The organism is Salinimicrobium soli (assembly GCF_048323655.1).
GTDB classification, from domain to species: domain Bacteria; phylum Bacteroidota; class Bacteroidia; order Flavobacteriales; family Flavobacteriaceae; genus Salinimicrobium; species Salinimicrobium soli.
Window position 1 is genome coordinate 91,133 of sequence record NZ_JBLUWW010000003.1, and the last position, 14,277, is coordinate 105,409.

At 43.4% G+C, this 14,277-nt stretch carries 15 protein-coding genes; 8 read left to right on the forward strand and 7 right to left on the reverse strand.

Going from position 1 to position 14,277, the window contains the following annotated elements; all coding sequences use genetic code 11:
- Entirely contained in the window at positions 1–528 is a 528-nt protein-coding gene (locus ACNORC_RS09845; protein ID WP_418335470.1) for a GFO_1090 family protein, read from the forward strand.
- A gap of 1 nt (position 529) precedes the next feature.
- A complete protein-coding gene (locus ACNORC_RS09850; RefSeq protein WP_418335471.1) occupies positions 530–1,066 on the forward strand; it encodes a GFO_1091 family lipoprotein in 537 nt (178 codons plus the stop codon).
- A gap of 57 nt (positions 1,067–1,123) precedes the next feature.
- On the opposite strand, the gene purB is transcribed toward ACNORC_RS09850, so the two are convergent.
- A complete protein-coding gene (purB, locus tag ACNORC_RS09855) occupies positions 1,124–2,461 on the reverse strand; it encodes an adenylosuccinate lyase (protein WP_418335472.1) in 1,338 nt (445 codons plus the stop codon).
- 62 nt (positions 2,462–2,523) lie between these two features.
- Positions 2,524–3,210, reverse strand: coding sequence for an SIR2 family NAD-dependent protein deacylase (locus ACNORC_RS09860; protein WP_418335473.1), 687 nt, complete (start codon positions 3,208–3,210; stop codon positions 2,524–2,526).
- A 119-nt stretch (positions 3,211–3,329) separates the two neighbouring features.
- Here ACNORC_RS09860 and ACNORC_RS09865 point away from each other — a divergent pair, with 119 nt between their 5' ends.
- Positions 3,330–3,986 (forward strand): TrmH family RNA methyltransferase, encoded by a 657-nt coding sequence (locus ACNORC_RS09865; protein WP_418335474.1) that lies wholly within the window; start codon positions 3,330–3,332, stop codon positions 3,984–3,986.
- Positions 3,987–4,019: 33 nt separating this feature from the next.
- On the forward strand, positions 4,020–4,547 hold the full coding sequence (locus tag ACNORC_RS09870; RefSeq protein ID WP_418335475.1) for an SRPBCC family protein: 528 nt from the start codon (positions 4,020–4,022) through the stop codon (positions 4,545–4,547).
- 54 nt (positions 4,548–4,601) lie between these two features.
- Here ACNORC_RS09870 and ACNORC_RS09875 read toward each other — a convergent pair whose 3' ends face one another.
- From ACNORC_RS09875 to rlmH, 4 genes are all read right to left on the reverse strand, one after another.
- The gene (locus ACNORC_RS09875) at positions 4,602–5,357 is read right to left on the reverse strand and encodes a carboxypeptidase-like regulatory domain-containing protein (RefSeq protein ID WP_418335476.1); all 756 of its coding nucleotides are present in this window, start codon (positions 5,355–5,357) and stop codon (positions 4,602–4,604) included.
- A gap of 56 nt (positions 5,358–5,413) precedes the next feature.
- Positions 5,414–7,225, reverse strand: a complete 1,812-nt coding sequence (locus ACNORC_RS09880) for a DEAD/DEAH box helicase (protein WP_418335477.1) — start codon at positions 7,223–7,225, stop codon at positions 5,414–5,416.
- Between the two features lie 136 nt (positions 7,226–7,361).
- Positions 7,362–7,958 (reverse strand): non-canonical purine NTP diphosphatase, encoded by a 597-nt coding sequence (locus tag ACNORC_RS09885; RefSeq protein WP_418336159.1) that lies wholly within the window; start codon positions 7,956–7,958, stop codon positions 7,362–7,364.
- Positions 7,959–7,982: 24 nt separating this feature from the next.
- Complete coding sequence (gene rlmH, locus ACNORC_RS09890; RefSeq protein WP_418335478.1) at positions 7,983–8,456, reverse strand: 23S rRNA (pseudouridine(1915)-N(3))-methyltransferase RlmH; 474 nt, start codon at positions 8,454–8,456, stop codon at positions 7,983–7,985.
- A 50-nt stretch (positions 8,457–8,506) separates the two neighbouring features.
- Here rlmH and nadC point away from each other — a divergent pair, with 50 nt between their 5' ends.
- From nadC to priA, 4 genes are all read left to right on the forward strand, one after another.
- Complete coding sequence (gene nadC, locus ACNORC_RS09895) at positions 8,507–9,364, forward strand: carboxylating nicotinate-nucleotide diphosphorylase (protein WP_418335479.1); 858 nt, start codon at positions 8,507–8,509, stop codon at positions 9,362–9,364.
- A 3-nt stretch (positions 9,365–9,367) separates the two neighbouring features.
- A complete protein-coding gene (locus tag ACNORC_RS09900; protein WP_418335480.1) occupies positions 9,368–10,285 on the forward strand; it encodes a YihY/virulence factor BrkB family protein in 918 nt (305 codons plus the stop codon).
- A gap of 29 nt (positions 10,286–10,314) precedes the next feature.
- Positions 10,315–10,878 carry a chalcone isomerase family protein gene (locus ACNORC_RS09905; protein ID WP_418335481.1) on the forward strand — a complete coding sequence of 188 codons (564 nt, stop codon included), beginning with the start codon at positions 10,315–10,317 and terminating at the stop codon, positions 10,876–10,878.
- An 85-nt stretch (positions 10,879–10,963) separates the two neighbouring features.
- Positions 10,964–13,417, forward strand: coding sequence for a replication restart helicase PriA (gene priA, locus ACNORC_RS09910; protein ID WP_418335482.1), 2,454 nt, complete (start codon positions 10,964–10,966; stop codon positions 13,415–13,417).
- On the opposite strand, the gene ACNORC_RS09915 is transcribed toward priA, so the two are convergent.
- Positions 13,411–14,121 carry a LytR/AlgR family response regulator transcription factor gene (locus ACNORC_RS09915; RefSeq protein WP_418335483.1) on the reverse strand — a complete coding sequence of 237 codons (711 nt, stop codon included), beginning with the start codon at positions 14,119–14,121 and terminating at the stop codon, positions 13,411–13,413. The genes priA and ACNORC_RS09915 overlap by 7 nt on opposite strands.
- Between the last annotated feature and the right edge of the window lie 156 nt (positions 14,122–14,277).

Sequence of the window (14,277 nt, forward strand, 5' to 3'; positions counted from 1 at the left end):
ATGAAAAAGTTAACCTTTGCCCTATTGGCCCTAATGTTCCTGCCTTTTATATCGGGTGCTCAAAATTTGGATAAGTACGAGGATATGAAGGAAGTGGACGCCGTAGTAATTACAAGCAAAATGTTTAAATTACTCACCAAGATCGACCTGAATGCTGACGATCCTGAAACTCAGGCATATATTGACCTTATTGAGAACCTTCAGGAAATGAAAGTTTTCTCAACACGAGAAGAAAAAGTGCGGCAGCAAATGGCCAGTGATGTGTCTGCCTTCCTTAAAAAAGGTGGTCTGGAAGAATTGATGCGTGTTTCTGAAGACGGAAAAACAGTGAAATTCTACTACAAGCCAGGGAAAAATGACGATTACGTAAGTCAGTTGTTCATGTTCATGGAAGGGAAAGAGAAAAACAAACCTGTCTCTGTGATCCTGAACATTACCGGAGAGATCAATCTTGCCCAGGTTTCTAAACTGGCCAATGATTTTAAGATCCCCGGAGGAAATGAACTCAAAAATGTTGAAACTCATTAAAATGAAAAAAGTAATATTGCTTCTAGCAGTAGCAGTCCTGGGGTTGGTTTCATGTGACAATGAAACCAGCCTTCAGGAATATTACGTTGAAAATCAGGCCAACAACCAGTTCCTGGCTTTCGACATTCCTGCGAGCCTGCTAACCGGAGAAAATTCCCGTCTCGATGCGGAACAACGTGCGACCCTGGAAACCATCAAAAAGGTAAATATTCTTGGTTTCCCTAAAAAAGATACCAATTCAACTGTCTATGAACAGGAAAAAGAGAAGCTTATCAAGATCCTTAAAAATGATAAATATAAGCAGTTAATGCGCTATGGCGGAGGAGACAAAAAGGCTGAACTCTACTATATGGGAGAGGAAGATGCCATTGACGAATTCATTGTTTTTGGCTCTGATGAAGAGAAAGGCTTCGGAATTGCCCGCGTAACCGGAAACGATATGAACCCTGAAGCATTGATCCGTTTGTTGAAGTCATTCGATAAAGGAGAGGTGGAACTGGGCGGACTACCCCCGCTGGGAGGAATGTTCAAGGACTAAAAAAATCGACACAACTAAAGAGGCCTGAAAATTCAATTTTTCAGGCCTCTTTGGTTTTTATATTCCGGTGTAGTTTTGCGGACTTATTTGTTTCAGTTCTTTCTTGATATCTTCAGATACATCCAGTTCATCAATAAACCTTGAGATACTCTGTTTGTTTATGGTCTCGTTGGTACGGGTAAGACCCTTAAGGGCTTCGTATGGATTGGGATATCCCTCCCTTCTCAGGATCGTTTGAATAGCTTCGGCTACCACTGCCCAGTTATTTTCGAGATCAGCGTCTAATTTTGCTTCATTCAGCAGGAGTTTGTTCAGCCCTTTCAGGGTAGACGAAAATCCGATGAGGGTATGCCCAAAAGGAACGCCAATGGTTCGAAGCACGGTACTGTCGGTAAGGTCGCGCTGCAGTCGGCTGATTGGTAACTTTCCGGAGAGGTGCTCAAAAAGGGCATTTGCAATTCCTAAATTTCCTTCGCTGTTCTCAAAATCAATAGGATTTACCTTGTGCGGCATGGCTGAGGATCCTACTTCCCCTTTTTTGATCTTCTGTTTAAAATAATCCATGGAAACATAGGTCCAGATATCTTTATCCAGGTCCAGGATTATGGTATTAATACGCTTTAATGCATCAAAAAGCGAAGCCAGGTGGTCATAATGCTCTATCTGGGTAGTGGGAAATGAATGATGCAACCCGAGGTCGTTTTCAACAAACCCGGTTCCAAAAGCTTTCCAGTCCACATTGGGATAGGCAACTTTATGAGCATTATAATTTCCGGTAGCACCACCAAATTTGGCAGCAAAAGGAATCTTTTTCAGAAAACTTACCTGCTCCTTCAGCCGCTGAACAAAAACTTCAATTTCCTTCCCAAGTCGGGTAGGAGAGGCCGGCTGACCATGAGTGCGGGCTAACATGGGAATATCTTTCCAGTCGGCCGCCATTTCCTCGAGTCTGCCTATTAGCTCATTAAGCTGCGGAAAATATACGTTTTCCATCGCATCCTTAATACTAAGAGGCACTGCGGTATTATTGATATCCTGGGAAGTGAGCCCAAAGTGGATGAATTCTTTATAAGCGGCAAGATCCAGTTCATCGAACTTTTTCTTGATGAAATATTCAACTGCCTTTACGTCGTGATTGGTGACTTTTTCGATCTCTTTAATTCCTTCGGCATCCTCCAGGGAGAAATTTTTGTACAGGTCCTGTAGTTTTGGGAAAACTGCAGGTTCAACTCCTTTCAGCTGAGGTAAGCCTGCTTTGCAGAGGGCGATGAAATATTCAACTTCAACCTTGACCCGGTACTTGATGAGGGCCTGTTCGCTGAAAAAAGAAACGAGTTCTTTGGTCTTTCCGAAATATCTTCCGTCAATTGGTGAAATGGCTTGCAGAGAAGTCATGGATCGTGTTTAAAATTAAGGGCTAAAGATACAGCTTCAGGTTTACCTGCGAAAAGTATTTTTTATTTAGCATTTTTCAAAAGATCTTCAACTACTCTTGGGACGCCTTCGGAAGCCTTTTCGGCATAGACTGTAAGATTTCGCTGGCTGTCAATTGCCGGTTTTGGATCGATGAAATACACCGGCGTATCATCTGAAATGAAATCAATGAGTCCTGCTGCCGGGTAAACCTGCATGGATGTTCCAATAATGATCAAAATATCAGCTTCCATAGTGGTGTCAATGGCTTTTTCCATCATAGGTACAGCCTCTCCAAACCACACCACATGAGGCCGCAGCTGGTGGTTGTGGTCACAAAAATCCCCGACATTGATATCTCCTTCCCAGTCCATGATTAGGTCTTCGTCAAAGGTGCTGCGGGCTTTTTTTAGCTCTCCATGTAAATGAATGACATTAGTACTACCTGCCCGCTCGTGCAGATCGTCCACATTTTGAGTGATGATATGTACGTCATAGCTGCTCTCCAGGTCTTTTAGAGCTTTGTGTGCAGCATTCGGTTCTACTTCCCGCAGCTGTCTTCTTCGCTGATTATAAAAATCCAGCACCAGTTCCATATTTCTTTCCCAGCCCTGCGGAGTAGCCACATCCATTACATCATGGCCTTCCCATAGACCATTTGCATCGCGGAATGTTTTTATTCCGCTTTCTGCGCTTACTCCTGCACCGGTAAGTACTACCACCTTTTTCATTTTATTGGAAATTTTTGGGTCTAAAAATTAAGTATCTTTTCTGGAAAATCATAGATTTTATTTGCCGGGAACCCGAATTTCTTCGGAAAAATTACGGCAGATTTTCTATTTTCGCATCCATGGAAGTAAACCCTAAACTTCTGGAATACCTCGAATCTTTTCTTACGCCCCGAAGAAGAGAACTTTTCGATCGGGTTCTCGATCAACGTACCAATTATTTTACCGTGACCACTCAGGATGTCTACCAATTGCACAACACCAGTGCGGTGATTAGAAGCTGTGATATTTTTGGAATTCAGAACGTGCATGTGGTAGAGGAGGTGAACCTGAAGAAGATCGATCGTGAGATAGCTATGGGCGCCCAGAAATGGGTAGATGTCAACCGCTATACTTCCACAGAAGACTGTATCAGGGAACTTCGGAAAAAAGGCTACAACATAGTTGCAACTTCACCTCATAAAGGAAAGAGTCCTCAGGATTTTGACATCAGTAAACCGGCAGCCCTGTTCTTTGGGACCGAATCAACCGGTCTTTCAGAAGAAGTATTGGAAGAGGCCGACGAATTTATTCACATTCCCATGTACGGGTTTACTGAAAGTTTTAATATTTCGGTTTCCGCAGCTATAATCCTGCAGGAGCTTACAGACAGGTTACGAAAAAGTGAATTAAACTGGCACCTTTCTGAAGAAGAAAAACTGGAGAAAAGGTTGGACTGGACAAAAAAGACGCTGAAAAGCGCAACTGAAATTATAGAACGCTTTCAGGCATCACAATAATTATATACATTTAGAACCCATTTAGCACCGAACATGACCTTATTCTTTTATGTAGTTATTGGCCTTATCACCTTTGTGGCATTTCTGCATGCGTGGGCACGAAAAGAATATGACCTTAGTCGTACCGTCGTGATCAACCGGCCTAAAGCCGAGGTTTATGCTTACATAAGACAACTTAAAAAACAGCCTTTATGGATGCCCTGGTTCCTCAATGATCCAAAGCATGTAATAAAATTCAAGGGCGAAGACGGTAAGGTTGGAGCCGCTTCTTACTGGAAAGGCCATAATAAGGTGGAGGGGATCCAAAAGATAGTAAAGGTCAGGGAAGGAAAAGTGCTGGAGACGCAGTTGCTTTTTCTGAGTCCCTACAAGTCACTTTCATTAAATTATATGGCAGTAAAGGAACTGGAGCCCGATCGCACCAAGATGGTTTGGGGAGTGAAGGGAGTTCATAAATTCCCTGCTTCGGTTATGATGCTCTTCTACGGAATGGACCGTGCCATTGGAAAAGACTTTGAGGTCGGGCTGCAAAATCTGAAAACACAACTCGAACGGAAATAAAAAAGAGGGGCGAAAAATGCAATTTTTCGCCCCTCTTATATTTTGGTCTATTTCTTATCTGTTCAGAACTTTGTACTCTTCGTAACAACCGCTCATCGCATCGAGGATCTGCAAGTCATTAGCCGATTCAATAAAATCCTTGGAATAATTACACCTCCTTAAGATCTCATCAATATCAGGGCGATCTATTTGCAGTACCGCCATTAAGGTCTGCCGGTCGAATTTCTTCTGCAACAGGTTCCTTATTTCGTCATCCTGCTTCATTTCCCGCAGCTTCCGCATTTGCTTTGGCTGTTTTCCGAAGATATTATAAAGGGCATCAGCGGGGTTAAAAATAGCCCCCAGCACTTTGCTAACTGCATTTGGACTGCGGTCTCCGCCTTCATATCCTTTATCGAGGCCGCTAATGCTGTAGCGGTAATTCTCGTAGATAGGAATATTTTTGGCGTCTATCTCCAGGTATCCGGTCAACTGCACCGGGCGCACCACTACTTCTTCAAGGGCGATCCCCAGTTCGGTCATTTTGACCTTTACCGCACCGTATTTCAACCAGTCATTGGTGACTCTTACGCGAATAGACTTAAATCCTAAATAGGAAAAGTAAAGCGTATCGTTGACGGCCGCCGCGATCTCAAAATCTCCCTCAGGTGAGGTAACCGTACCTTTTACCTGGTTGAGGTTGATCACGTGGGCGTTCTCGATAGCCTTATCATTGGCTGCATTTAAAACTTTTCCTGAAACTACTGTGGTGTCCTGACCAAAAGCCACTAAACCGATCAATAAAAAAAGGGGGGCTAAAAATTTCTTCATGCTTTCCATTCGTGTAAAGATAACGCCTTAAAAACTATACCAAATTTTCAGAAAGATTATTTTTTCGATCTTCTTCTTTTGATAGAACTTTCTATGCTGTTACTTTTTCCACCGCTTCTCTTGCTTTTTCTTTCTCCCGGAATAAAGTCTGATGACCTTCTTTTTCCGGAGCTTTCGGTAGATCTTCTGCGGCCTTTTCCGGCACCAGATGCAGATTTTTCGAAACTACGTCCGCCTTTATCTTTTCTCGGTCCTCTTTTTCCGCGGTCCTTTCCGGCACTTTGCTTGGTCACTTCCACATTGATGTGACGCCCGTGCAACTGGAAGTCCTGGAAAATGGCCAGTACTTCATTTGTTTTGGAACTGTCAACGTTGAAGAAGGAGAAGCTGTCTTTTACTTCCACCCGGTTCACATCATCGCGTCCAAGATCTAAAGTCGCCTTCAAAAAGTCCTTCAAGCTCATCCAGTCAAAGTCGTCTTTGGCTCCCACGTTAATGAAGAAACGGGTACTATCTCCATCGTCCTGGTAAGTCTCTCCGGCAGCCTTAGCGTTCAGGTCCTGCGCGTTGTTGTAATAGTTGAAGAATCTTGTGAACTCAACCGAAAAGAACTTTTTAAGAAGTTCTTCCTTGCTCAGGCCTTCAAACATCTCATTAATGCTTGGCAGGTAGCGGTCGATCTCATGGTTGATCTTTGTGTCTTTTATATCGTTCGCCAAATGGAACAACTGCACTTCGCAGATCTCCATTCCGTCAGGAATATCTTTTCTTTCAAAAGACTGCCCGATAATGCGTTCGATATTTTTGATTTTTCGCACCTCACTCTTGGAAACGATCACCATGGAAACCCCGCTTTTTCCGGCTCTTCCTGTACGTCCGCTTCGGTGGGTGTAGGTCTCGATCTCATCTGGCAACTGGTAGTTGATAACATGTGTAATGTCATCAACATCAATTCCGCGGGCAGCAACGTCAGTAGCTACCAGCATCTGGATCTGTCTTGACCTGAAACTTTTCATTACCAGGTCTCGCTGGTTCTGGCTCAGGTCTCCGTGTAGTGCAGCAGCGTTATATCCGTCTTCGATCAACTGCTCGGCAACTTTTTGAGTATCGCGCTTGGTTCGGCAAAAGATCACCGAGAAAATATCGGGATTTGCATCTGCAAGTCTCTTAAGAGCAGCATAACGGTCACGGGCGCTCACCACGTAATATTCGTGAGATACACTTGAAGTACCGGTATTCTTGGTACCAACGGTTATCTCCACCGGGGTATGCATGAATTTCTTGGCAATGATAGCAACCTCTTTAGGCATGGTTGCAGAGAAAAGCCAGGTATTCTTTTCTTCAGGCGTGTGTGAAAGTATGGCTGTAATGTCTTCAAAGAAGCCCATGTTCAGCATTTCATCAGCCTCATCAAGAATACAGTAATCAATATGAGAAATGTCAACCAGTTTACGGTTCACCATATCCTGCATCCTACCCGGGGTAGCTACAATGATCTGGGCTCCTTTTCTAATCTGGCTGGCCTGGTCAGTAATACTGGCACCTCCGTAGATAGCTACTGTATTAAGACCTTTATAATATTTTGAGTAGTTCTTTAGCTCATTGGTGATCTGCAAACACAATTCCCGGGTTGGGGAAAGGATCAATCCCTGCGTCTTTTTGCTGTTGGGATCAATTTTCTGAATAAGCGGAAAGCCAAAGGCTGCCGTTTTACCGGTTCCGGTTTGAGCAAGAGCGACTATGTCAGTCTCTTTTTCTAATAAAATTGGGATTGCTTTTTCCTGAACTTCGCTGGGAGTTTCAAAACCCATGTCAGTGATGGCTTGAAGCAACTGCGCGTCAAGTCCAAGTTGTTGGAATGATTTCATTCGTAAGTGTAAGTATTCGATTATGATATGTGGGTGTTACATAAGAAGCGAATCGACATACTTAAACCTAAACTTCCAGCAACACATCCTCACCCTGAGGAATTTCGAGCGGCAAAGATACAGTTTTATTTAAGATTTAATCGCGGGCAGGGATATTATTATTTTGGCTCAAAAAGTCAATCAATTTGCGGGTTGCGCGTCCGCGGTGACTGATTTCCGACTTTTCCTGAAGATCCAGTTCGGCAAAAGTCTTCGAATATCCTTCCGGTTGAAACACAGGATCATAGCCAAATCCTTTCTCTCCCCGCTGCTCAAAAATGATCTTTCCGTCACAGATTCCGGTGAAGGTATATTGGCGACCTTCCAATTCCAGGGCGATCACTGTTTTAAAGCGGGCGCTGCGATCGGTTTTTCCCTGCAGTTCCTGTAAAAGCTTCGCCATATTGGCCTGATTGTCTTTTTCATCACCGGCGTAACGGGCAGAATATACTCCGGGAGCACCATCCAGCGCTGTTACTTCCAATCCCGTGTCATCGGCAAAACAATCGTACCCGTACTTTTCCTTTACATAGCTGGATTTTTGGAGAGCATTGCCTTCAATAGTTTCCGAAGTTTCAGGAATGTCTTCCTCACAGCCAATGTCCTTTAATGACAGTAATTCAATATGTGCAGGCATCATGGCCGCGATCTCTTTGATCTTGTTCTCATTGTTGGTGGCAAAGACCAGCTTGATGGGTTTTTGTGGAATCATTACAGGCTATTTGTGGTGATATGGTTCGTTCTTGAGTATGGTAAAGGCGCGGTATAGCTGCTCCACAAAGAACAGTCGCACCATCTGGTGTGAAAAGGTCATTTTTGAAAGGGAAACTTTCCCATTGGCCCTTGCGTAAACTTCTTCGGAAAATCCATAGGGCCCACCAATTACAAAGATCAATTGCTTCATACCACTGTTAAGCCTTTTTTGAATGTATTCCGAAAAACCTTCCGAAGAAAATTGCTTTCCGTTCTCATCCAGCAGTACCAGGAAATCAGAATTACTGGTCTTGTCGAGGATCAGCTTTCCTTCCAGGGCCTTTTGCTGGTCTACGGTGAGGTTCTTTGTCTTCTTTAGATCGGGGATGATCTCGAGCTCAAATTTATTGTAGTGCCCCAACCGGTTCACATAAGTGGTAATAAGCTTCTGAAGTGAGGGATCATCGGTTTTTCCAATGGCCAGCAATTTAATGGTCATGGTGTCAAATTTGTGTTTACTTTGTAACTTTAGCAAAAATAGGCACTGCAATGATTTCAAAAGAACAATTTGAAAAGGAAATTGAAATAATTATTGAGAATTCCCTCAGGGAAGATATAGGTTCCGGTGACCACAGTTCCCTCGCCTGTATTCCGGCTTCAGCAACCGGAAAAGCAAAACTACTTGTAAAAGATAAGGGAATACTGGCCGGAGTGGAATTCGCAAAGCGGGTTTTTAAGGAGGTTGATCCCAAGTTGAACCTTGAAGTGCTTATTGAAGACGGCAGTACGGTAAAAAATGGAGACATCGCTTTTTATGTCGACGGGTCGTCACAGTCCATCCTTAAAGCCGAACGTCTTGTCCTGAATGCTATGCAGCGTATGAGCGCCGTGGCCACTAAGACCCGGACCTTCGTTGATAAACTGGAAGGCACTAATACCCGCATTCTTGACACCCGAAAAACTACCCCCGGAATAAGGGCCCTGGAAAAATGGGCGGTCAAAATAGGCGGAGGCGAAAATCACCGCTTTGCCCTGTATGATATGATCATGCTCAAGGATAATCATATCGACTTTGCCGGCGGAATAAAAACTGCCATTGAGAAGACGCATACCTATTTAAAGAACAACAACCTGGACCTCAAGATAATTGTTGAGGCACGGGACCTCAACGAGATAAAGGAAATTCTAAATGCAGGAGGGGTGGATCGTATCCTTCTTGACAATTTCAACTATGAGCAGACGCGTGAGGCTGTGAAGATGATCAATGGAAAATGCCAGACAGAATCCAGTGGCGGAATTACTTTAGAGACTGCGCGTAAATATGCCGAATGTGGAGTGGACTTTATTTCAAGTGGTGCGCTCACACATTCTGTTTACAACCTCGATCTCAGCCTCAAGGCGGTATAGCCAATGAACAAAGAAAAAGCAAAACCTACAAGACGGGAGCAGTGGATTCGCTGGTGGACCAGCCATGCCAAAACGGTAATTTTACCGGGCCTGGAAGGACTGTCTCTGTATGATTTGCTTATCATTTTTTATGCAGGTATCGTAAAAGGGACTTTTTCGGCCAGGGCCAGTGCTATTTCCTTCAGCTTTTTTATGGCGCTGTTTCCTTTCCTGCTGTTTATTCTGAACCTGATTCCCTTCATCAACTTTATAGACGATTTTCAGATCCAGTTCCTGGACTTTATTGATTCCCTGCTTCCGCCGGAAACAAGCGGATTCTTTGATCCAATCTTTTATGATATTGCTGCCAGAAAAAGGGGAGGCCTACTTTCTGTAGTGTTCCTGCTTTCCATTTTCCTGATGGCTAACGGCGTAAATGCGGTGTTTACAGGCTTTGAATTTTCTTACCACACCAAAATAAACCGCTCCATTATCAGGCAATATGTGATAGCCGTAGGTGTTTCGCTGATCTTGGCCTTATTGTTGCTTACTACAGTAGTGGTATGGGTTTATTTGACATACCTCACAGAAGATCTTAAAACACTTGGAGTAGTGAGTGACGCTGTGATCTGGGCAGATATTGGCCGGTACGCGATCTTTACAATTATGATCTACCTGATAGTGGCAACACTGTATTATTTTGGTACCAAACAGGGAAGATTGAGCCGTTTTTTCTCGATCGGAGCTTTTTTTAGTACTTTTTTGATCATTGCGACCACCTTTTTGTTTGGGATCTATATTGAGAATTTTTCAGCATATAATGAGCTGTATGGTTCTATTGGAGCACTACTTATTCTAATGGTGTACATTTGGATAAATTCTAATATATTGTTGCTCGGTTTTGAACTCAATGCTTCCCTGATAAAACTCAGAAGGCGATAATTTTAATTTTACATACCTAAACTTAAACTATGAAAAAACTTGTGTTATTATTGATGGCTGTTGTACTCTCTACGACAGTGAATGCCCAAAAGAAGGTGGGTGATGCTACTTTGCCTACTACCGAAACTTATGAAGGTCAAACCTTAGTTCTCAATGGCGCCGGAGTGCGTGAGAAATTATGGATCGACCTGTATGCCGCCGGACTTTACCTGAACGAGAAGACAAAAGATGCTAATACCGTTCTGAATGCAGATAAACCAATGTCTATTAAGCTTCACATCGTTTCAAAGCTCATTTCGAGTGATAAGATGGTAGAAGCGGTGACTGAAGGTTTTGAAAAATCCACAAAAGGGAATACGGCTCCAATTCAGGCCGAGATAAATAAGTTGCTAGGCTTCTTCAAAGAAGACATTCATAAAAATGACATTTTTGACCTGGTATATCTTCCGGGAAAAGGAGTGGTAGCTTATAAGAACGGAACTGAAAAAGGAGTGATCAAAGGAAGGGAATTCAAAAAAGCCCTTTTTGGGATCTGGCTTTCCGGAGATCCTGCAGACAGCGGACTTAAAGAAGACCTGCTGGCAGGTAAATAAAAAATGACTTGAACCGTAAATAAACCATTCTTTTTAGGATGGTTTATTTTTTTGTAGTAGAAACAAGTTTATTTTTGCTTCACCTATGCCTCATTTCATTAACGTCATTTTGCCTTTACCGCTGGAGAACCACTTCACTTACAGTATCTCTGAGCCCGAGGCTGCATTTTTGAAACCCGGGATGAGAGTGGCAGTTCCCTTCGGAAAGTCAAAGGTCTATACGGGCATTGTTTCCGGTGTTCATCAAAATGCTCCTGATGTTTATGAAGCCAAGCCAATAGAGCAGATCCTTGATAAGACGCCGGTTGTTACAACTCAACAGTTAAAATTCTGGCAGTGGCTCGCGTCCTATTATATGTGTACCGAAGGGGAGGTACTGCGAGCTGCAATTCCCAGTGCTTTTCTTTTAGAGAGTGAGACCATTGTACAGCTGCTGAAGGATGCTGAGGTGGATGAAATGGCCCTGTCTGATGATGAATTTCTGCTATTCGAGGCGCTGCAAAGGCAGTCGGCCATGAAGATCGCTGAAATCATCCAGGTGCTGGATAAAAAAACCGTCCTGCCGGTGATCAATTCCCTGGTGGAAAAGAAGGTAGTGGTGGTGAACCAGGAGATCTACGAGCAGTACAAGCCCAAACTGGAGCGTTACATAAAATTACACCAACGGTATTCGGAAGAGGCAGCCATGCATGAGCTGCTGGATGACCTCAATCGTGCCCCCAAACAACGGCAGGTGATCTTCACCTTATTTTCTCATACTGCCAGGTCTTCAGACCCATTAAAAGCTAAGGAGCTTGCTAAAAAGAGCGGAGCCTCCTCCGGAACTATAAAATCCCTCATTGATAAAGGCGTCCTGGAAGAATATCATTTGCAAATAGACAGGAACCAATTTGAAGAAGGTGACCTGGATGAGCTGGTACAGCTGAATGAGTTTCAGCAGAAGGCCCTGGAAGAAATTGAGGATTCTTTTAAAACTGAAGATGTTTGCCTGTTGCACGGGATCACTTCCTCCGGAAAGACCGAGATCTATGTAGAGCTTATTGAAAAAGCCATTTCTGAAGGGAAACAGGTGTTATACCTGCTTCCGGAGATCGCCCTTACGGCGCAGTTGATCGCCCGGCTTCAGAATTATTTTGGGGAAAAGGTTATTGTATACCACAGTAAATATTCCGTCAATGAAAGGGTAGAAGTATATCAGCAGGTGCTTCAAAACAGCGAAAAGGCGCGAATTGTAGTGGGAGTAAGGTCCAGTATCTTTTTGCCGTTTCACGACCTTGGTTTGATCGTGGTGGATGAAGAGCACGAGTCTACCTTTAAGCAATACGATCCTGCGCCGCGGTATAACGCACGTGACGCAGCTGTGGTTCTGGGCCTGATGCACAAGGCAAAAGTGCTGCTGGGTTCGGCAACTCCTGCGCTGGAATCCTATTTCAATGCTGAACATTCCAAATATTCGCTGGTCAATCTCAACCGTCGCTTCGGAAATGTACTATTGCCAGAGATCGAGATCGTCGATATCAAGGATAAGCATCGAAAAAAGCGAATGACAGGACATTTTTCTGATCGCCTGCTCGAGGAGATCAGGGAAACCCTGAGTAATAAAGAGCAAGTGATCCTTTTCCAGAACCGAAGGGGATTTAGTCCGATACTGGAATGTAATACCTGCGGACATTCCCCGCAGTGCCCTAACTGTGATGTGAGTCTCACTTATCACAGTCATAATAATCAGCTTCGATGTCACTACTGCGGATACCACATTGCCATGCAGAACAAGTGTATGGCCTGCGGAAGTGTCGAGTTATCTACTAAAGGTTTTGGGACCGAAAAAGTGGAAACCGAATTGAAAGCCCTTTTTCCGGGAAACAAGATAGGCCGAATGGACCTGGATACTACCCGTGGGAAACACGGCTATGAGAAGATCATCAATGCCTTTGAACAGGGAGAGATAGACATATTAGTAGGAACGCAGATGCTCACCAAAGGATTGGATTTCCGTAATGTGAGGCTGGTGGGGATCATGAATGCAGACACACTTTTGAATTTCCCCGATTTCAGAGCCCACGAACGCAGCTTCCAGTTGATGCTGCAGGTAGCGGGCCGCGCGGGAAGAACAGAGAAGAGGGGAAAAGTGCTTATTCAGACCTATAATCCGCACCACCAGATCGTGCAGCAGGTTTCCACTAACAGTTATGAGGAAATGTATAAGGAGCAGCTGGAGGAGCGCAGGCAGTATAAATATCCGCCGTTCTACCGGTTGGTAAGGATCACCCTTAAAGGAAGGGATTACTCTCGTGTCAATGAAGGCGCGGAATGGCTGGCTACTTCTCTAAAGAATTCCTTTGCTGAAAATGTGTTGGGACCTGAGTTTCCTCCGGTTGCAAGGATCAGAAATGAGTACTACAAAAATATTTTACTGAAGATTCCGCAGCAGCAATCTTTATCAAAAACAAAAAAAGTAGTAAGTAAGATCTTACAGAGCTTTAAGGCTATAGCTCCATACCGCAGCGTGAAAGTAGTGGTGAATGTGGATCCTTATTGATTGGCAGCCAAAGCTTCGATAAGATTCGATTTCTTATGGCGACTCAAAGGGATCTGTTGCTTGTCTATCTCAATATTGCGGCTGTTATACCTTTCTATCTTATCCAGGTTCACAATATAAGACTTGTGGATACGAAGGAATTTATTAGAAGGCAGCTGACTCTCAAAAGATTTCATAGTAGCAAGAACTACAAAACTGTCTTTTTCGGTCACGAACTTTACGTAATCTCCCAAAGCTTCAATATATTTAAGCTTGTTTAGGAATACTTTTCGGTTCTTGAGGTTGCTCTTTACAAAGATGTAATTATCATCTTCTACAGGAACGCCTTCGTGCTTCAGCCTGTATAGGTTAATGGCTTTGGAAACGGCATTCAGAAAACGTTCTTTTGAAATTGGTTTGTGAAGGTAATCTACCGCGTCGTAGTCAAAAGCTTTAAAAGCGTACTTGGTTTTTCCGGTAACAAATATGATCTGTGGTTTATTTGGAAGATCGTCCAGGAGATCAAATCCGGAGAGAATAGGCATTTCAATATCCAGGAAAATAAGGTCTACTTCGGTATCGAGAAGTCCGTTTTTGGTCTCAATAGCGTTATTGTATTCAGCAACGAGCTTAAGTGAGGGATGGTCTTTTATCAGCTTTACAATCGACAAACGTTGTAAGCTGGAGTCATCAACCACGGCACATTTAAGTAAAACGTCTTCCACTGGATAAAAATGTTAGCAATAGCAATAATAAAGAAAAAATCTTACAAATGAAAGAAAAAAGGAATTTCAGCGATAAAATGGCCCTTTTTACCTAATAGAAATTGCTTTGAAAAAAGAAAAAAGAATGCTACTTTTGCAGCCAATTTAATTTAAAGT

Excerpts from the sequence above, each read along its gene's own strand:
- ACNORC_RS09865 (WP_418335474.1), top strand. The coding sequence starts at position 3,330 with ATGGAAGTAAACCCTAAACTTCTGGAATACCTCGAATCTTTTCTTACG.
- ACNORC_RS09905 (WP_418335481.1), top strand. The coding sequence starts at position 10,315 with ATGAAAAAACTTGTGTTATTATTGATGGCTGTTGTACTCTCTACGACA.
- ACNORC_RS09880 (WP_418335477.1), bottom strand. The coding sequence starts at position 7,225 with ATGAAATCATTCCAACAACTTGGACTTGACGCGCAGTTGCTTCAAGCC.
- ACNORC_RS09870 (WP_418335475.1), top strand. The coding sequence starts at position 4,020 with ATGACCTTATTCTTTTATGTAGTTATTGGCCTTATCACCTTTGTGGCA.
- ACNORC_RS09850 (WP_418335471.1), top strand. The coding sequence starts at position 530 with ATGAAAAAAGTAATATTGCTTCTAGCAGTAGCAGTCCTGGGGTTGGTT.
- ACNORC_RS09900 (WP_418335480.1), top strand. The coding sequence starts at position 9,368 with ATGAACAAAGAAAAAGCAAAACCTACAAGACGGGAGCAGTGGATTCGC.
- nadC (WP_418335479.1), top strand. The coding sequence starts at position 8,507 with ATGATTTCAAAAGAACAATTTGAAAAGGAAATTGAAATAATTATTGAG.
- purB (WP_418335472.1), bottom strand. The coding sequence starts at position 2,461 with ATGACTTCTCTGCAAGCCATTTCACCAATTGACGGAAGATATTTCGGA.
- rlmH (WP_418335478.1), bottom strand. The coding sequence starts at position 8,456 with ATGACCATTAAATTGCTGGCCATTGGAAAAACCGATGATCCCTCACTT.
- ACNORC_RS09845 (WP_418335470.1), top strand. The coding sequence starts at position 1 with ATGAAAAAGTTAACCTTTGCCCTATTGGCCCTAATGTTCCTGCCTTTT.
- ACNORC_RS09860 (WP_418335473.1), bottom strand. The coding sequence starts at position 3,210 with ATGAAAAAGGTGGTAGTACTTACCGGTGCAGGAGTAAGCGCAGAAAGC.
- ACNORC_RS09875 (WP_418335476.1), bottom strand. The coding sequence starts at position 5,357 with ATGAAGAAATTTTTAGCCCCCCTTTTTTTATTGATCGGTTTAGTGGCT.
- priA (WP_418335482.1), top strand. The coding sequence starts at position 10,964 with ATGCCTCATTTCATTAACGTCATTTTGCCTTTACCGCTGGAGAACCAC.